Annotated in this window: 13 protein-coding genes and 1 riboswitch; of the genes, 7 read left to right on the top strand and 6 right to left on the bottom strand. The window is 42.7% G+C overall.

The window, feature by feature from the left end; translation table 11 throughout:
- Nucleotides 1-286 precede the first annotated feature (286 nt).
- Together FIU87_RS19965 and FIU87_RS19960 are read right to left on the bottom strand one after the other, a co-directional pair.
- Nucleotides 287-1,681, bottom strand: coding sequence for a tetratricopeptide repeat protein (locus FIU87_RS19965; RefSeq protein WP_152446204.1), 1,395 nt, complete (start codon nt 1,679-1,681; stop codon nt 287-289).
- A gap of 140 nt (nt 1,682-1,821) precedes the next feature.
- Complete coding sequence (locus tag FIU87_RS19960) at nt 1,822-2,166, bottom strand: YflT domain-containing protein (RefSeq protein ID WP_152446203.1); 345 nt, start codon at nt 2,164-2,166, stop codon at nt 1,822-1,824.
- A 64-nt stretch (nt 2,167-2,230) separates the two neighbouring features.
- On the opposite strand from FIU87_RS19960, the gene FIU87_RS19955 reads away from it, so the two are divergent.
- A complete protein-coding gene (locus FIU87_RS19955; protein ID WP_367643899.1) occupies nt 2,231-3,202 on the top strand; it encodes an NAD(P)/FAD-dependent oxidoreductase in 972 nt (323 codons plus the stop codon).
- 166 nt (nt 3,203-3,368) lie between these two features.
- Nucleotides 3,369-4,061, top strand: coding sequence for a tryptophan 2,3-dioxygenase family protein (locus tag FIU87_RS19950; protein ID WP_152446202.1), 693 nt, complete (start codon nt 3,369-3,371; stop codon nt 4,059-4,061).
- Nucleotides 4,062-4,412: 351 nt separating this feature from the next.
- Here FIU87_RS19950 and FIU87_RS19945 read toward each other — a convergent pair whose 3' ends face one another.
- Nucleotides 4,413-5,966 (bottom strand): ABC-F family ATP-binding cassette domain-containing protein, encoded by a 1,554-nt coding sequence (locus tag FIU87_RS19945; RefSeq protein WP_152446201.1) that lies wholly within the window; start codon nt 5,964-5,966, stop codon nt 4,413-4,415.
- Nucleotides 5,967-6,123: 157 nt separating this feature from the next.
- Between FIU87_RS19945 and FIU87_RS19940 the strand changes: the two genes are divergently transcribed.
- Both FIU87_RS19940 and FIU87_RS19935 read left to right on the top strand, forming a co-directional pair.
- Nucleotides 6,124-8,319 carry a DNA topoisomerase III gene (locus FIU87_RS19940; RefSeq protein ID WP_152446200.1) on the top strand — a complete coding sequence of 732 codons (2,196 nt, stop codon included), beginning with the start codon at nt 6,124-6,126 and terminating at the stop codon, nt 8,317-8,319.
- Between the two features lie 487 nt (nt 8,320-8,806).
- Nucleotides 8,807-9,922, top strand: a complete 1,116-nt coding sequence (locus FIU87_RS19935; RefSeq protein WP_152446199.1) for a PRK06851 family protein — start codon at nt 8,807-8,809, stop codon at nt 9,920-9,922.
- 83 nt (nt 9,923-10,005) lie between these two features.
- On the opposite strand, the gene FIU87_RS19930 is transcribed toward FIU87_RS19935, so the two are convergent.
- Together FIU87_RS19930 and FIU87_RS19925 are read right to left on the bottom strand one after the other, a co-directional pair.
- The gene (locus FIU87_RS19930) at nt 10,006-10,800 is read right to left on the bottom strand and encodes an endonuclease/exonuclease/phosphatase family protein (protein ID WP_152446198.1); all 795 of its coding nucleotides are present in this window, start codon (nt 10,798-10,800) and stop codon (nt 10,006-10,008) included.
- 3 nt (nt 10,801-10,803) lie between these two features.
- Nucleotides 10,804-12,441 (bottom strand): PTS transporter subunit IIBC, encoded by a 1,638-nt coding sequence (locus tag FIU87_RS19925; protein WP_152446197.1) that lies wholly within the window; start codon nt 12,439-12,441, stop codon nt 10,804-10,806.
- Between the two features lie 854 nt (nt 12,442-13,295).
- Between FIU87_RS19925 and FIU87_RS19920 the strand changes: the two genes are divergently transcribed.
- The 3 genes from FIU87_RS19920 to FIU87_RS19910 all read left to right on the top strand — a co-directional run bounded on the left by FIU87_RS19920 (nt 13,296) and on the right by FIU87_RS19910 (nt 16,563).
- Entirely contained in the window at nt 13,296-13,793 is a 498-nt protein-coding gene (locus FIU87_RS19920; RefSeq protein ID WP_152446196.1) for a hypothetical protein, read from the top strand.
- Nucleotides 13,794-14,339: 546 nt separating this feature from the next.
- A riboswitch (SAM riboswitch) is annotated at nt 14,340-14,442 on the top strand.
- 85 nt (nt 14,443-14,527) lie between these two features.
- Nucleotides 14,528-15,559 (top strand): LLM class flavin-dependent oxidoreductase, encoded by a 1,032-nt coding sequence (locus FIU87_RS19915; RefSeq protein ID WP_152446195.1) that lies wholly within the window; start codon nt 14,528-14,530, stop codon nt 15,557-15,559.
- A gap of 41 nt (nt 15,560-15,600) precedes the next feature.
- On the top strand, nt 15,601-16,563 hold the full coding sequence (locus tag FIU87_RS19910) for an ATP-grasp domain-containing protein (RefSeq protein ID WP_152446194.1): 963 nt from the start codon (nt 15,601-15,603) through the stop codon (nt 16,561-16,563).
- A 47-nt stretch (nt 16,564-16,610) separates the two neighbouring features.
- On the opposite strand, the gene FIU87_RS19905 is transcribed toward FIU87_RS19910, so the two are convergent.
- On the bottom strand, nt 16,611-17,888 hold the full coding sequence (locus tag FIU87_RS19905) for a YjiH family protein (RefSeq protein ID WP_152446677.1): 1,278 nt from the start codon (nt 17,886-17,888) through the stop codon (nt 16,611-16,613).
- Nucleotides 17,889-18,088: the final 200 nt, after the last annotated feature.

Raw genomic sequence — 18,088 nt, 5'->3', positions numbered from 1 at the left:
AAGGAAAACCCCTAATCCATTTTGGATTTGGGGTTTTTTGTTCATGTGTCATATCAATACATAGTGGCAACAAAATTTACGAAAACAGCTTTTTATTAAGCTCTTTTCTAAAAGATTGTTGCTAAAACTTAAGAAAAAGTTGGCTTTAAGCCTTTTTCCAATCTTCGAGCTAAGAAAAATTGCCACGTGTTTAAAACTCCTCCACGAAAAGAGCACGACAGCAACGTTGATTACGTGTTGCTTAACTACACTCAGTAGCAACAAAGTTTACGAAAACAGCCTTATATTAAGATCCTTCCCTCAACATATACTGATAGGACTTAGATTCCTCCACCATCCCCATTTCAAGATAGAGCTTAGACAGCCACTTGATAGAGCTAGCATTTGATGGATCAAGCTCTAACTCCCAGTTAAAGCATTCTACAGCCTCTGATAGCTGTTTAAATTCATAGTACATTTCTCCAAGTGCATACATTTGGTCTGGATCGTTTTTTAAGGAGGCCATTTTTTTTATTTTCTTTAGGATTGGAATTCCTGGATACTTTGCACAGTAAGGTGAAATCCATTGCTCTGTATAATCCAATCCTTTGATGGTAAGCAGGTTTGGCACGACGATTTGAAAAAGCGCCTGAACTTGAGTAGGTGTGATGTCAGCATCAAAATGGAAGGAAAGCTCTGAAAGCCAGTTGGGGTGTTCCGCCCATTTTACATGTTGCATCGCCTCTTGAATGTATGGCAAATCTTTATCGGAAATAGGAGCTTTATTTTTTGTAAGCAGGATTAAAAGGTCTTCGTAGCGCTCGGATTGTTTCAGTAAACCTAATAAATCGCGGTACAACCCTTCATGATACTCCTCTCTATGTCGCAGTATATAGCTGAGAAACTTCACTTTTTCTTCCGTACTTGTGCTTTTAGAGAAACACGAAATCATTTGCTTATAGGTATCAAAGTCATCAGGTGTACTTTTAGTAAGGGAGTAGGAATATAGGGACAATCGTTCCATTTGCCTGCCTTCTTTTTGCAATTTTTCTTGAAGAAGGGCAAGGTATTCCGCTTGTTCGATATGATTGTAGCAGTATTGCTCCACATACAGTGGATCTTTGGGTAGTAAGGAAGAGGGATTGGAAGTATAAAGGGATTGATAGGACTGATATTGAAGGCTTTTTGACATTTCTTGTGCCCATTTATTGGTCGGATACGTTTCTGTAAGTAGTCGGAGAAGTTGATACGTGAGGAGCAGTTTGCCTTCTCTACGGTATTGTTGGGCAAACTCTTTTATCACGTTGATGATTTTTTCTTTTTTCATAAAGGCGTCGAAAATAGAAAGGATAACGGAAGCTTCAAGTGGTGAGTATTTCTTTTGTATTTTTTCCCAAAGTGGAGTAAATGCAGGGAATGTGTGAAGTCGATTGTTCGTGAGTAAATAGGCTAAAAGTGGATGATCTGGAGAAAAATGAATGCCTTTTTGCAAAATAGAGCTGAGTTTTGATTTTCTCTTCATTTTTGCTGTGCATTTTCCAGTAAGGTAGGATGTTTTATAGAAAAATAAATAGTAGCATTCTGTGTAATTTTCATTAAAGGCTTCGACAACTTGAAATCCCTGATACATATACACGTTACTAGGCTTGAGGAGCAATTGCTTTTTCTCATGCTGAATGGTAATGGTCATATTATTTGTCATATAATTCCCTCCTAATTGGTCGTACACCTATTTAAGAGATTGCTTACTAAGAGTGTACCATGAAAAAGGAAAAAAGAAAAAAGAGGACGACCAAAGGCCATCCTCTCAATCATATATTTTAAGGGGGAGTCGAAATAAATTTATAGGGTGGTACTAGGGGTCATATCTTTGACAACAAGAATAATTTTTCCTTGATCTAGCTTTTCCTCTAGCTGTTCCGCCTCTGGTGCGGAAAAACCTAGCTCTTTAAACTGGGCACGGAGCTCGTCCCCTTTGCTGCGGAAAATATTTTTCACATACGTATCCATACCAACTTCACCGGCGCCGACAGTATTAGCATCAGCATTATCAGCTATCCGATTCGTACGGTCATCATCATGTGTAATGATATAAATGTTATCATCATGGACACCTTGTGCTTTTAGCTCTTGTACTGCTCCTACTACTTGTTCGTCATTTTGAAACTCTTTATAGGTTGGTTTCATTTTTTATCGCCTCCTTGGTTATGTAATTTTGATACCCGGCTGACAGAAAGTGAAACATGTCTTTATGCCTTTTTTTAAAATAATTCTTTCCGAACGTCAAATACTAGCTACAAAGCTTAAAGATTTGGAGGCGGATGGATTGATTTATGATTGCGTGATAATAGGAGGCGGAATCGCAGGGCTTCAAGCAGCCATTCAGCTAGGTAGATATAATTATCAAGTGCTTGTGGTAGATAGCAACAATGGGAGGTCAACCTTATGCAAGTGCTACCATAACCTGCTCGGGTGGCCGAAGGGAGTTAGTGGCGATACGTTAAGAAAGCTTGGTAGGGAGCAAGCAGAAGAACTAAATGTTCACTTTCAGCAAGAGAAGGTGAAGGAAATCATAAAAATGGATGATATTTTTCAAGTCAAATCCACCAATAACAACGAATATCAAACAAAAACGCTTCTCCTTGCCACAGGAGTTAAAGACAATCTTCCTCCTTTTCCAAAGCTACAACCTTGCCTAGGCAAGTCTGTATTTGTTTGCCCGGATTGTGATGGGTATGCCACATCCGATAAGCCAACCATTGTTTTAGGGAAGGGGAAAGCAGGCGTAACTATGGCGCTAGCGCTCACACACTGGACGACAAGGATTACCTACATAAATCTTCAAGAGTCCTTAGAAGTAGCGCTCCAAAATGAACTTTTACAGAAAGACATTAAGCTCATTTCAAGTGAAGTTTCCGAGGCTGTTGTTAAAAACGATGCGTTTCAAGGAGTAATCTTAGCTAGCGGGCAAGTCATCGAAGCTCCAACCGCTTTCCTTGCTATGGGAGGAAATAAGGTGAATTCAGACCTTGCCATGCAGCTTGGAGTGGAGCTTGAAAAAAATAAACACATAAAAGTAGATCCAAGAACAAAAGAGACAAGTGTAAAAAACGTTTGGGCAGCAGGGGATGTGGTGGCACACTCTGAGCAGGTGGCGATTGCGATGGGAGATGGGGTTCAGGCCGCCATCTGGATTCATAAAAGCTTGAAGAAGAAAAAGTAAGGGCCACTAATCTTACAAAGCAGGCTTAGAGGAAATATTAGGTTGACAGGGATTTGTCCAAGTGCGTAACATGAGATGTAAAGGGTTACATAAACTTATGCGAGTGAGTGGAAATAGTAGCTAATAGACGTTAGACCTTCCATTTATCCGGCTAGGAGGAGAAATAATGGAACAGAAGAAACTGACAGATTATGAGAAATACATTCGCACGGACGAGTTACTTGGGCTTCAAAAAAGTGATGCAGAGCTGTGCTGTGACGATGAATTAACCTTCCAAATGATCCATCAAATTGCGGAACTGCATTTCAAGCTAATCATCCAGTACATCCACCTGGCAGACAAAAACATGCAAAAGAATGAGGTTTTGCCAGCCGTACATCAGCTGCAAAGAGTCAACATGCACCTTAAGCAGCTACCACCAGTCTTTGATATGGTGAAAGTAATCAGCCCGCGTGACTACCACACGATTCGTTTAGCATTAGGCCGTGGCAGTGGGCAGGATTCCCCAGGCTTTAACGAAATTCTGCGTCTAGGACCAACCCTGTGGGATCCATTTGAGCACCTGTTACAAGTTAAGCAGCTCACGCCATTTATGCTTCATCAGGCTGCTAAAGACAATTACGAGTTATTCCTGTTAATGCAGGAGCTTATTGCGTTTGATGAAAACTTCCAAACCTTCCGTAAGCAGCATATTCAGCTTGTGCGCCGCATGATCGGACTGAATACAAAGAGTCTCAAGGGTATCCCAGCACAAGCGTTGGAAAAGGGCGCGAAATTTGAATTTTATCCAAAGCTTTGGGAGGCCGTGTGCGAGCTGACGGACTGGACCGGGTCAAGTTATGATCCAAAGCCACTTTAATAGGGAATGATGATAGAGGGAAGTCTGCTGGAGGTTGGCAGGCTTCTTTTTTTTGGAGTTTAGGTAGTAAATTGGAGGGGAACGGCGTTGCGAGCGAATATCCATGTTTGGTAGCGAAAATTAAGATTTGTGAGCGAAAATCTTAATTTAGTAGCGATATTCAGAATTTGCGAGCGAAAATTCCAATTTACGAGCGAAAAACAGGATTTGCGAGCGAATTCAAAATTTCGGAAAAAACCACGTTCAAACTTTTCAGCTCCACTCCAGACCCCCAACCCCAACTTCCAAATAACCCACTCCTCTCCCAAAAAAAAGCGGCCGCCCCTTATGGTGACGACCACTCTCAAATTTCTATTCCGCTTTCTCCGCCCATTCCTCAACATTCCAAACCTTCGTTACCCAATCCTCATAGAAGCTAGGTTCGTGACATACGAGCAGAACGGTACCTTTATATTCCTTGATCGCGCGCTTCAATTCTTCCTTCGCCACCACATCCAAGTGGTTGGTCGGCTCGTCAAACAGCAGCCAGTTGCTTTCGTGCATCATCAGCTTGCACAAACGAACCTTTGCTTGTTCGCCTCCTGATAGCTGACTCAACGGACGAGTAATGTGTTCATTTTTCAATCCGCAACGCGCCAGTACTGCACGCACTTGATGCTGGTCTAGTGCCGGAAACTCATTCCACACATCATCGATCGGCGTAACATCCTTCGCTTTTACCTCTTGTTCAAAATAAGAAGGGAAGAGGAAGTCGCCACGTACGACTGAACCACCAAGTGGATCTATTTTTCCTAAAATCGTTTTTAGCAACGTCGATTTTCCAACCCCGTTACAACCGACAATGGCAATTTTGTCGCCACGCTCGATTTCCATCGAAAGCTTTGGCAGCAATGGGTGAGCATAACCGATTTCAAGGTCCTTCGCTTCCACCACATAACGGCTGCTTGCGCGGGACTCCTTAAAACCAAATGTAGGCTTCGCCGCAGTTTCCGGACGGTCAATTCGCTCCATGCGATCGAGCTGCTTTTGACGACTTTTCGCACGACCAGTCGTGGAGTAACGCGCTTTATTTTTCGCAATAAAATCCTCTTGCTTTTTAATGAATTCCTTTTGCTTTTCATAGGCGTTGATATGTTGATTTTTGTTGATTTCCGCAAGCTCCAAGAACTTTTCATAGGACGCTGTGTAGCGGTTCATTTTCGAAAATTCCAAGTGGAAAATTACGTCCACGACCCCATTCATGAACTCTGTGTCATGGGAAATCAGCAAAAATGCGTGTGGGTATTCCTTCAGGTAACCGCTGAGCCACTTAATGTGCTCCACATCCAAGTAGTTGGTTGGCTCATCTAACAGCAATACTTTCGGTTGCTCTAACAACAGCTTCGCTAGTAGTACTTTCGTTCGCTGTCCACCACTTAGCGCTGCAACATCGCGGTCGAGTCCAATCGCATCAAGCCCAAGTCCGCGAGCAGCCTCTTCTACTTTTATATCAAGATTATAGAATCCACCTGCGTCTAAATGATCTTGGATTTCGCCCATTTGCTCCAGCAGCTCTTCCAATTCTTCTGGTGTGGCAGTTCCCATTTTATCGGTAATGGCATTTAGCTCTTTTTCTTTTTCATAGAGTGGCAAAAATGCATCGCGCAGCACATCGCGCATTGTTTTTCCTGGTGTCAACACCGTATGCTGATCCAAATAGCCGTATTCTACGCCCGGTGTCCACTCCACGCGGCCTGTATCATAAACGATTTCTCCTGTAACGATGTTCATTAGGGTGGATTTCCCAACCCCGTTCGCTCCTACAAGGCCAACATGCTCCCCAGCCAAAAGGCGGAAGGTTACATCCTTAAATAACGTACGATCTCCAAAGCTGTGACTTAACCCATCTACTGTTAGTAAACTCATTTTTCTCTTCCATCCTATCCTAAAAAATATCTATCTCTCATCATACTAAAATTTACAAGGAATGGCTATGAGCGAAACGAAGAAGTTTCTTCCTTTTTGACTACCGACCCTCATTATGTAAAGATTAGAGCAGAGAAAGCTGGAAGGGATTGTTACGATGTCAAAAACCGTTGTACTTGCAGAGAAACCCTCTGTAGGGAGAGATATAGCAAGAGTATTAAAATGCCATAAAAAAGGTAATGGATTTTTAGAAGGCGACAACTATATTGTCACTTGGGCGCTTGGACACCTAGTCACCCTAGCTGACCCAGAGGCTTATGATGTGAAATTTAAAAGCTGGAAACTAGAAGACCTGCCAATGCTGCCAAATGAATCAAAGCTTGTGGTCATCAAGCAAACAGGCAAGCAGTATAGCGCGGTGAAAGCACAGCTTACCCGAAAAGACGTCAAGGACATCGTTATCGCAACCGATGCTGGACGTGAAGGAGAGCTAGTTGCTCGTTGGATTCTCGAAAAAGCGCGTGTCCAAAAGCCTGTTAAACGACTTTGGATTTCCTCTGTCACAGACAAAGCGATTAAGGAAGGCTTTGCCCGCCTGCGTGACGGGAAAGAATACGTCAACCTTTATTACTCGGCAGTAGCCCGTGCGGAAGCGGACTGGGTGGTAGGGATGAACGCCACTCGTGCGCTCACTACCAAGCACAACGCTCAGTTATCCTGTGGTCGCGTGCAAACGCCAACACTTGCGATGATTTTGAAAAGAGAAGAAGAGATGAAGAGCTTCGTTCCAAAAGAATACTTTGGATTAAAAGCCTATACGGAAAACGGCTTCCAGCTTGTTTGGCAGGATGCGAAAACGAAGGAACGAAGAACATTTCATCAAGCAAAAGTGGACGAACTTTTTCAAAAACTGAAAAATAGTGATGCCTCTGTCAACGATATCCAAAAAACGGAGAAAAAGTCGTACGCTCCGGCATTGTATGACCTTACAGAGCTTCAGCGCGATGCCAACCGAATTTTCGGCTATTCTGCAAAAGAAACACTCTCTATTTTGCAGCGCCTGTATGAGCAGTATAAAATTGTCACCTATCCTCGTACCGACTCCAGATTCCTATCCACCGATATGGTCGATACGCTAAAGGAAAGGGTCGAGGCGATACGTGCGCATTCCTATAAAACGATTGCATCAAAGCTACTCACTCAACCAATCAAAGCCAACAAATCGTTTGTGAATAACGAAAAGGTTACCGACCACCATGCGATTATTCCAACGGAGGAAACGGTATTGTTAAGCAAGCTTTCTGACAAGGAATACAAAATTTTCGACTTGATTGTGAAGCGATTCCTTGCTGTATTGCTACCGCCATTCCGCTATGAGCAAACGACCGTTACGGCAATGATGGGCCAAGAGCAGTTTGTGGCAAAAGGTAAAACGGTCATTGCCCAAGGATGGAAAGAGGTTTTCGGTTCCATCGAAGAGCAGGAGGAAGGTGCGGACGGTTATGCAGATCAGCTGTTACCTAGCTTGTCTGTTGGCGATCGTTTATCTATAAAAAAGGTGGAAATCACGACCGGAAAAACAAAGCCACCCGAACCATTTAACGAAGGAACACTCCTGTCAGCAATGGAAAACCCTGCGAAGTATATGGAAAATACCGACCAGAGTCTTGCGAAAACACTCGGAGAAACAGGTGGAATCGGAACGGTGGCTACCAGAGCCGACATCATTGAAAAATTGTTCAATAGCTTCCTGATGGAAAAGCGCGGCAAAGGGCTTCACACAACTTCCAAAGGTCGACAGCTGTTGAATCTCGCTCCAGAGGATTTACGCTCGCCAGCACTAACCGCAGAGTGGGAGCAAAAGCTCGGACTAATTGCAAAGGGCAAGCTGAAAAAGGAAGCGTTCATCAGTGAAATGAAAGCTTACGCCAAGCAAATTGTTCATGAAATTAAAAATTCTGATGAAAAATTCAAGCATGATAATCTGACTGGCAAACGCTGTCCAGATTGCGACAAGCCTATGCTAGAGGTGAACGGCAAAAAAGGCAAAATGCTTGTTTGTCAGGACCGCGAGTGTGGCCATCGCAAAAATGTTTCAAAAGTAACCAATGCTCGTTGTCCTCAATGTCGTAAAAAGTTAGAACTGCGCGGTGAGGGAGAAGGGCAAATGTTTGCATGTGTCTGCGGTCACCGCGAAAAGCTCAGCACCTTCCAAGAGCGTCGCAAGAAAAATGCCAACCAAAAGGCGTCTAAGCGTGACGTGAATCAGTATATGAAAAAGCAACACAAGGATGAGCCAGTGAATACCGCGCTAGCGGATGCGTTGGCGAAGCTGAAGTTGAATAAAGATTAATATTTGTTGCCTCTAGCGCGATGAGAGCCGCACCTGATAAGATTGGGTGCGGTTTTTTTTATGTTGAGTTGGTGGTAGACTTAAGGGACAATCCACCCCCAATTTAACTATCGCCAGATTATGTTGATTTTCGCCAGAATAGTAGAATAATCGCTGAATTATCTCGGTTTTCGCCAGAATAAAAATATAAACGCCAGATTATCTTCATTTTCGCTTAATTCCACAAATTTTCGCTGAATCGCCTTTTTTCAGCCCCTCAAGGTTATCCCGTCCCCTCCATTTCCCCTACATACACAGATTGTTTTGCTCAAAAGAAGAAAAAGTTACCTAAAATCATTTCAAAAACAGCCATTACTGCAGCAGAAGACTTATCATAGCACCCATTTTTCCTCCAACAAGCTAGGCTTTCACCCATCTCCATCCTCCTGCATATCGTAAGAGGGAAGTGTTATGGTGATATAACCTACCAGCAAAGGAGTGTTGGAACTTGGCAGGGAAAATTCTCAATTATTACGCCGGTGGCAATACGGCACGTGGATTTTATAGCTTATATGAGTCGAACATAGAGGGATTGGATCGGGTATTTATTTTAAAAGGTGGCCCTGGAACCGGGAAGTCTTCCTTAATCAAAAAAATAGCAAAAAGTTGGAATGAAAAAGGGTACGATATTGAACTCTTGCATTGTTCTTCGGATACATCATCGGTGGACGGCGTGATCATACGAAAGCTCGGAATAGGGATTGTGGATGGCACGGCGCCGCATGTTATTGAACCAAAGGCGCCAGGAGCGGTCGAGGAGTATGTGAATCTTGGGGAGGCCTGGGACTCTAATTTTCTGAAGAAGCACAAAGAGGAAATCATCCACTTAGCTTCAAAGAAAAAGAATGCTTTCCAAACGGCATATCAAACCTTCGCGAGAGCGTTAAAAATACATGATGATTGGGAAAGATACTATATTCATAACATGAATTTTGCGGAGGCAAATAAGCTGACAGAGGAACTGAAGGAAAAGCTTTTTCAAAATAAGATTCTCCACAAAAAAGCCGATGTCAGACATCGATTTCTCGGTGCGGCAACACCAGCAGGAGCAAAGGATTTTGTTCCAAATTTAACGGAAGGTCTTACACACCGTTATTTTATCAAGGGTCGTCCTGGCTCTGGGAAATCCACTATGCTGAAAAAGCTAGCAAAGACGGCAGAAGAAAAGGGCTTTAATTGTGAGATTTATCATTGTGGCTTTGACCCGTATAGCCTTGATATGATAATTTGCCGTGAGCTTGGGTTCGCGATTTTTGACAGCACAGCGCCACATGAATATTTTCCTGGTCAAGAAGGGGACGCCATTGTGGATATGTATGAGAGAACCATTAGAAGTGGTACGGATGAGCGATATGAGCACGAGCTTGCACTTGTGAAGGGTCGTTATACAGAAACGATGCAAGCGGCGATTGGCAAGCTTACAGAGGCAAAGAGCTGGCATGCAAGCTTAGAAGAAATTTATGTGCAGGCAATGGACTATAGCGTGGTGGATGCGTGGACAGAAAGAATCATGTCCGAAATTCGCGCGATAGAAGGTAGTATACAAACAACGAAAAACGTATAAGTAAACAATCAAAAAAGCGTGGACAGCTGCTATGAGCCTGTCCACGCTTTTACAATTTCCCTGGAAATGCGTCAATATTCGACTTATCCCTCTATTATAACCTCTACACCAAAATGATCCGAGACTACCGGTCTGTTTTTCCCGTTAAATACGACACGAGAAGAGGCAACTGGAACGGGATTACTTGCCAATATTAAATCAATACGCAGGTCCTGTTCATTCTCATCCCAGCCAGCAATCTTCCCTCGAACCGTTACGCCGCTGTCTTTTTCAGCAGCTAAAAGATAGGTATCATGAAGTCCGAATGTCTCGGTCAAATACGTATACCCTTCCCCCTTAATCTCAGCGGTATTATTGAAATCGCCCATTAAGAAAAAGGGTTCAGAGCTCCGAACGTAATCAAGGAGCTGATCCATTTGATGCTTTGCCGGCTCCTCTTCATCCTGCCACCAGCCGAGATGACAGCTGAAAAAGGAGAGATCCTGACCGCTAAACTCTATCGTTGTACCAACAATTTTACGCGTCTTCCAAAAGTCCGTATCGTTACTTTTTGTAATAAAGAAGGAATGGACCGCTTTAATAGGATGTCTCGTCAGAATAGCCAAGCCTTCCTCAAATGTATCGTACCCCATATGGGCAAAGTCCCACACGAGCTCGTAATCGGTAACGCCGATTTTCTCAAGCTCCTGCTGCAGGACTAGTCCATAGTTATCAGCCTTAATATTGTCTGTAACAATGTTCGCATCGATGCTTTGACTAACCTCTTGAAGAGCGATGACATCGTATGCTTCATCCTTTATGGCGTGGGCAAGCTGCTGTATTTTCTCCATCTGGTTCTCTTCCTGCCAAGAATGACAGTTTAAGGTTAGTAGTTTCATGTTTTACGCTCCTAACAAGTCTTGGATGTCAGACTTAATAACGTCCGCTTTTGGTCCGTAAATCGCTTGAACGCCTCGATCCTTTACAATGAGACCAAGTGCGCCTTTGTCCTTCCAAGCAGTCTCGCTAGCAACAAGCTCTCTATCCTTTACCGTTACGCGAAGGCGAGTCATACACGCATCAACATCTTCAATATTTGCTGCTCCACCAAGTAACTCAATGATAGCAGGAGCTAGGGAGTCAGCGGACACATTTGCTGCAGCAGATGTTCCTTCTTCCTGCTCGATATAGTTTCCGTTACGCCCTGGAGTAGGGAAGTTGAATTTCTTGATCATAAAGTTTGCAACCGCAAAGTTTAAGCCGAAGAAAACAAGACACGCAAGCACAAAATTTAAAAGGTCAAGCCACAAACCAGCTTTTACAATCATGGGTGTCCGAGTTAATAACTCAATAAAGCCGAAAGCATGGACACGAATATCAATTATATCAACAATGGCAAACGCAAGTCCTGTCATAATCGCATAGATGACATATAGCACAGGCGCAGCAAACATAAACATAAATTCAATAGGTTCTGTTACCCCTGTTAAAAATACAGCAAGTCCTGCAGAGAAGAACATAGATTTGTATTTTTTGCGCTTATCCTTATCTACATTGCGATACATCGCATAAGCAATTCCGATAAGTGCCGCACAAGAAAGAATCATTTGCCCAACCTTAAATCGAGCAGGAACTACCTCACGTAGCAACGCTTCATATGATTCTGTATCACCAGCTGCAAGGAAATTATTCAAATCAGCAATCCATGCTAACCAAAGTGGGTCTTGTCCAGATACAACGGAGCCAGCGCTTCCGCCAGTTAAAATCGTGTACGTACCGCCAAGGGATGTATAGTTCATAGGCACCGTAAGCATATGGTGCAAGCCGAATGGCAACAAGAGTCGCTCTAAAGCACCAAATATAAAAGGTGCAATGATTGGCGCACTATTTCTTGAAGATGCAATCCACACTCCAAAATCGTTCAATAATCCTTGAATAAATGGCCACACAACTGCCAATACAACTGCCGCGATAACCGATCCCCCAATTACCACAAATGGAACAAATCTTTTTCCGTTAAAGAAGGAAAGGGAATCTGGTAATTTATTATAGTTATAAAACTTATTAAATAGATTCGCACCTAAGAAACCGGCGATAATCCCAACAAACACTCCCATGTTAAGGGCAGGAGCACCAAGGACAGATGTAAAATAATCACCAACCACCAACTCTTGTCCGAAAAGGGAAGTGAAGGTCGCTTCCGGGTCCTGAAGCATGTCATTATTTACTCCAAAAATAGCCCCAGTAATACGGTTAATAAGAATGAATGCAATAAGAGCAGCAAAGGCTCCGCCAGCGCGCTCCTTCGCCCATGATCCACCGATGGCCACAGCGAACAAAATATGCAGGTTGGTGATAATACCCCAACCGATATCCTCCATCACTCTTGCAATCGTTTGCACAATTGTGATGTCGCCACCCGTCATGGCAACAAGCTTACCAAACGAAATCATAATTCCGGCAGCAGGCATTACAGCTACCACTACTAGCAATGCTTTCCCGAATTTCTGCCAAAAATCAAAAGACAAAAGATTCTTCATGTTAACAGCCTTCTTTCATTGTGAAGTTATATTTTCTTAAGCAGCGTCCAGCTCCATGCGCCTGAGACTAGCAAATTTCCCACGTCACCTTAAGATAAGGAAACACGAAAAAGCTATCACTCTTCGTGTTTTCTTTATCTCATACGACTCAGTGCAACGAGCCGCAGCAACTAGACAAAGTTTGTACGTCTCAAAGCGGGCGCATTCCGCTTTTGATGTGAAAACGAATTCATTTTTGTGCAAAGGACGTTACTTGTGGTGCAACCGTTTGCATTCTCCTATTCTATGAAATATCCACTCCAATTGCAAGAGGAAAATAATATTATCTATGAAATTAACATATCGGACCCCAATAGGTAAAATGTTATATTTGGAAAACAAAAGTGAGGAAGGAATTTTTAAAACGCAAACTTTGTTGCTATTGCGTATAGTTAAGCGACACGAGATGAACGCTGCTGTCATGCTCTTTTTGTAGAGGCAGTTTTAAATAAGTGTCCATTTTTTCTTCGCTTACCGATTGGAAAAAGTCTTAAAGCTGCCTTTTACCTTATATTTAGCACCAACCTTTTAGAAAAGAGCTTAATAAAAAAACCTATACATGGCAGCAAATTCCTAGTACACTATTGTCGTACTTTTAACTGAAGGTTGGTTACGTAAACTACTTGCTACTGCTTATAGGTAATGCACGCGAGATCAAAGTCGCTTTCGTTTTCTTATCGTTGACGAAAATTTAAACACGTGGCAATTTTTCTTCTCATAAAGATTGGAAAAGTCTTAAAGCGAACTTTTTCCAGGTTTATAGCACCAACCTTTTAGGAAAGAGACTACCTGAAAAAAAGGAGAATTTAATATATATGAAATGGATTATTAGTGTTATTTTAGGAAGCTTGCTTGTTTTAGTTGCTTGTTCTGATGATACGTTAAAAACAGAATCAGAACCCGCTACCTCCACAAGTGAAAAGGAAAATGGGGAAGATCATATCAATTACTTAATGAACCTGCAGATGGAAATGATCTCAGTCGTGAGAAAGCATGTAAAAACGGTTTCCGCTTATGAGGTATCTCAAGGGGAGACTGGTGACCGAGATGAAGCAGTACAAGCAAGTAATCGCATTGCAAACGAATTAAGGGGAATTGAAGTTCCTGCCGAAATTAATTCTGCACTTCAAACGGATATGAAGGATTCGATTGAGCTTTTGGCGCTTTATTTTGAGGAACGTGCTGCGGCGATTAGCTCAGGTGAAGACAAAGCAGATATGGAAGCTGCATTAGGTGAATTTCATGAAAAAATTGGTGCCACGTTTGAAAGCGTCGGCCTCCTCGCTCCTAATTTTGGAAAAGATCTTTATTAAAAAGACACTTTTCGATAAAAATTATTGGAGGCTGGGACAAAAGTGTTTTAGCCTAAGTAAAAACCGAACTGATTTGAGTATTTGATCAAATCAGTTCGGTTTTTTTTAGTATTAAAATATGCTTTTACTCTTTAGACGACACCAGCGGTTGATTGGAGAGCAAGACGTAGACTCCTGCTTAAAGAAGTGGCCAATGTGAGACCCCGCAGGCGATGCCGAGGAGGCTCACGGGTCACCCGCGGAAAGCGAAGTCTTGCACGGAAATCAATAGCGGTATTTAATGTCGGCATTACTATTGTTCGTCTTTTTGTTTGTGTTTTTAAGTTTTGTCCCAGCCTTTTTTTATGTTAAGGAAATTGTGGATAGGGGGAATATCCGCAGAAATGGGAGTTTATCCTTCAAAACGAAGGACTTATCCGCAAAAAAACAAATTTCAGCAAAGTTGCCCTACCATGAATAGTCCAATGTGTTATTTAGGCACACGAAAGACTTGTCGAAACCCTAGTTTCGTGATAGGATTAATTTAAATTAATTTAATAGTAAGACTTCTTATCGAGAGAGGTGGAGGGACTGGCCCTGTGAAACCCGGCAACCACACGTATGTGTAGGTGCTAAATCCAGCAAGACAAACGTTCTTGAGAGATAAGCAGATGTGACGGTTTTATACTCAAACTTCTTCTTATCGGAGAAGTTTTTTGTTTGTCAAAAAGACAATGCAGAAGGGGCGAAGAGCGATGAGGTTTGGGTTTTGGCTGCCGATATTTGGTGGGTGGCTACGGAATGTGGAGGATGAGCAAATGCCTCCCACGTTTGAGTATGCAAAGAAAGTGATACAGCAAGCGGAAAAGCTTGGCTATGATACGACGCTGATTGCTGAATTGTTTTTAAATGATATTAAAGGACCTGAGGAAGATATGCTGGAGGCTTGGTCGACGGCAGCTGCGCTTGCTGCAGTGACGGAAAAAATGGAAATTATGACTGCGATTCGTCCCGGCTTTCATAACCCTGCCATAGCTGCAAAGGCAGCGGCAAATATCGACCACATTAGTAATGGACGTTTCACCCTCAATGTTGTGTCAGCGTGGTGGGAAGAGGAAGCTCGTCAATATGGGGCGATTTTTACCGAGCATGATGAACGCTATGATCGCACAAAAGAATTTATTGATGTGTTAAAGGGCCTGTGGACGGAGGATTCCTTTAGCTACGAAGGACAATTTTATCAGCTCAAGGACACCAAGCTATTTCCAAAGCCTGTGCAACGGCCAAATCCGATTCTTTATGCTGGTGGAGAAAGTCCAAAGGGCAAGGAGGTTATCACGTCGCATTGTGATGCCTATGTGATGCATGGCGGCACAGCGGAAGAGGTCTCTGTAAAAATCACTGAGATGAAATCTAGAAGAGAACAAGCGAATATGCTCCCTTTTCAATCCTTTGGTATGGCGGCTTATGTGATTTGCCGTGACACGGAGGAAGAAGCGCAAGAGGAGCTAGCCAGAATTACGCATGTAAAAGAATCAGCTGCCTACGCGGGCTTCAAAGATTTCACAAGTAAATCCCAGCTGGAGCAACAAATACAGCTTCAGGATTATTCGGTATCAAACCGTGGACTGCGACCAAATTTAGTCGGTACACCAGAACAAATTGCTGCAAGAATAAAAGAATACGAGACTGTAGGCGTTGATTTGCTCTTGCTTCAATTTTCCCCACAGCTGGAGGAAATGGAGCGCTTTGCGAACCAAGTGATGCCCCTTGTTAACAAAAAATAGAATGATTGAAACAACTTATGCAGAAATTGGAGGCGGACACCGTGAAGAAGATTTATATTATTCATGAAAATAGAGAATGGACCACTCACCTTACCAATCGCTTGGAGGAGCTTGGACTACCCTATGAAGAGTGGCATTTGAATGAGGGGATCGTGCCTTTGACAGAGGCACCACCAGAAGGGATTTTTTATAACCGGATGAGTGCTTCCTCGCACACGAGAAACCATCGTTTTGCTCCGGAACTGACTGGTGCGGTATTAAGCTGGTTGGAATTCCATGATAGAAAAGTTTGGAATGGCAGCAGGGCACTACAATTAGAATTAAGTAAAGTGAATCAATATACTGCACTTGAAAAAGCTGGGGTGAAAACACCGAAAACGATTGCGGCAGTTGGAAAGGAAAACATTCTAGATGCGGCAAAGAGAATTGGCACAACCTCCTTTATCACGAAGCATAATCGCGCAGGAAAAGGGCTTGGGGTGCAATTATTCCATTCCACAGCTGCCTTAGAAGAATACCTTCAAGGTCCGAATTTTGAAGAGCCTGTGGACGGGATTACCCTCATTCAGGAATACATCGAGGCCCCAGAGCCGTATATCACGCGCTGTGAGTTTATTGGTGGGAAATTTGTCTATGCAGTACAGGTGGATACGTCTGAAGGCTTTGAGCTGTGCCCAGCAGATGCTTGCCAAATCGGAGATCTCTTTTGCCCAGTTGGAGAAGAGGTCGAGGAAAAACCAAAGTTCCAAATTATTGATCGCTTTAACGATCCAATCCTTGAAAAATATGAACAGTTTTTGCAAGACAATGACATCCAAGTGGCGGGCATTGAATTTATCCGTAACAAAAACGGTGAGATTTTCACCTATGACGTGAACACCAACACAAACTACAATGCAGATGCAGAAAAAGCTGCCGGAAGATTCGGTATGCTCGAGCTTGCGACACTGTTAGGTCACGAGCTAGTAAAGGTTAGCGAAAAAACGCTACACCCTCAAAAGTAAACAAAAAAGCCTGCGACGTCTTGTGGAACGTCCAGGCTTTTTTATGTTTAAAAGAAGAATAAATGTGCCATTAATGCGATAACTGGCAGCGTGATGAGGGTACGTAAAATAAAGATAACAAAAAGCTCCCATAGTGATACAGGTACTTTCGATCCTAAAATAACCCCACCTACCTCAGAAAGATAAATAAGCTGAGTGACGGACACTGCTGCAATTACAAAGCGTGTCAGTTCACTTGGAATGTCTGTTGCCAGTACAGATGGCAGGAACATATCCGCAAAACCAACAATCATCGATTCAGATGCTAATTGGGCATCTGGTATTTGTAGAAGCTGTAATAGAGGAATAAACGGCATCCCAAGCCATGTGAATAGCGGAGTGAATTCCGCTAAAATTAATGCGATAGTTCCAAATGCCATCACGATTGGCGCTACACCCATCCACATATCAAGGACGTTGCGGAAGCCATCACGGAAGAACGCTCCAACACTTTTATTTTGAGAAGCGCGTTCTACCGCTTGTTTATACCCCCATTTTAGTGGAGAGTAGCCAGATGGAATTAGTTCTTTATCACTCTGTTCTTCCCCGTTGTAGTAAGTATCAGGCTTTCTGGATAAAGGCGGAATTCTAGGCATGATAATGGCTGCGACTAATCCTGCCACTGCGACAGTAATATAGAACGGTACAAACATGTTTCCTAATTTCACTTGAGAAATAACAACAAGACTAAAGGTGATGGAAACAACAGAAAAGGTTGTCCCGATTACGGCAGCTTCCCGTTTCGTATAAAAGCCTTCCTCATATTGCTTACTTGTTAACAAAACTCCAATTGTTCCGTCTCCCAACCAAGATGCAAGTGCATCGATGGAGGAGCGTCCAGGTAGCTTGAAAACTGGTCGCATAAGCTTTGTAAGCAGTGCTCCGAAAAGCTCTAATAGACCAAAGTTTAAGAGCAATGGTAAAAATAATCCTGCAAAAAAGAAAACGGTAAGAAGGATTGGAAGTAGATCAAATAATAAAAGTCCACCAGTATATTCGTTCCATACTGCCTCAGGACCTAATTTAAACAAGGTCATAATCGCAAGTACCATCGCAAGCACTCTTACAACAGTCCAGAAAATAGAAACATTTAGTAGTGAGTTGAAAAAGCTCTCTCGTTTTGCAAAGGATGGCTGTGCCAACTTTGTAATAAGGGTGGCAACTGCAGTGATGGTAATAATGGCGGTCATAATATAGGGAATGCTGTCACCGAGCAAGTTTCCGAGAAATTCAGAAAGAATAGCAATCGGGATAGTAATGTCGCCATTATACTTCACCGGAAACATAAATAATAAAATTCCAATTAAGGAAGGAAAGAAAAATTTAGCTTTGTCTGCTGTTTGATAAGAACCGTTGTTTTTCAATGTCAAAATCTCCTTATGCGTAAATATGCAACGTTTGTTATTTTAATACATTTTGTGATTTTTTCAAAGGTAGTTCTTGGAATTATGTATAAATCCTCACAACTTTACCCTTTTTCATGTTG

Origin of the sequence: Bacillus sp. THAF10 (assembly GCF_009363695.1) — a bacterium.
Taxonomy (GTDB): Bacteria; Bacillota; Bacilli; order Bacillales; family Bacillaceae_I; genus Sutcliffiella_A.
Note: the sequence above shows the minus strand (reverse complement) of the source record. Positions and strands in the feature narration are given on the sequence as shown.

What these genes read in the sequence shown, in the direction of transcription:
- FIU87_RS19940 (WP_152446200.1), top strand. Translation starts at nt 6,124, where the DNA reads ATGTCAAAAACCGTTGTACTTGCAGAGAAACCCTCTGTAGGGAGAGAT.
- FIU87_RS19965 (WP_152446204.1), bottom strand. Translation starts at nt 1,681, where the DNA reads ATGACAAATAATATGACCATTACCATTCAGCATGAGAAAAAGCAATTG.
- FIU87_RS19905 (WP_152446677.1), bottom strand. Translation starts at nt 17,888, where the DNA reads ATGTTTCCGGTGAAGTATAATGGCGACATTACTATCCCGATTGCTATT.
- FIU87_RS19955 (WP_367643899.1), top strand. Translation starts at nt 2,231, where the DNA reads ATGCCTTTTTTTAAAATAATTCTTTCCGAACGTCAAATACTAGCTACA.
- FIU87_RS19915 (WP_152446195.1), top strand. Translation starts at nt 14,528, where the DNA reads ATGAGGTTTGGGTTTTGGCTGCCGATATTTGGTGGGTGGCTACGGAAT.
- FIU87_RS19945 (WP_152446201.1), bottom strand. Translation starts at nt 5,966, where the DNA reads ATGAGTTTACTAACAGTAGATGGGTTAAGTCACAGCTTTGGAGATCGT.
- FIU87_RS19930 (WP_152446198.1), bottom strand. Translation starts at nt 10,800, where the DNA reads ATGAAACTACTAACCTTAAACTGTCATTCTTGGCAGGAAGAGAACCAG.
- FIU87_RS19950 (WP_152446202.1), top strand. Translation starts at nt 3,369, where the DNA reads ATGGAACAGAAGAAACTGACAGATTATGAGAAATACATTCGCACGGAC.
- FIU87_RS19960 (WP_152446203.1), bottom strand. Translation starts at nt 2,166, where the DNA reads ATGAAACCAACCTATAAAGAGTTTCAAAATGACGAACAAGTAGTAGGA.
- FIU87_RS19920 (WP_152446196.1), top strand. Translation starts at nt 13,296, where the DNA reads ATGAAATGGATTATTAGTGTTATTTTAGGAAGCTTGCTTGTTTTAGTT.
- FIU87_RS19925 (WP_152446197.1), bottom strand. Translation starts at nt 12,441, where the DNA reads ATGAAGAATCTTTTGTCTTTTGATTTTTGGCAGAAATTCGGGAAAGCA.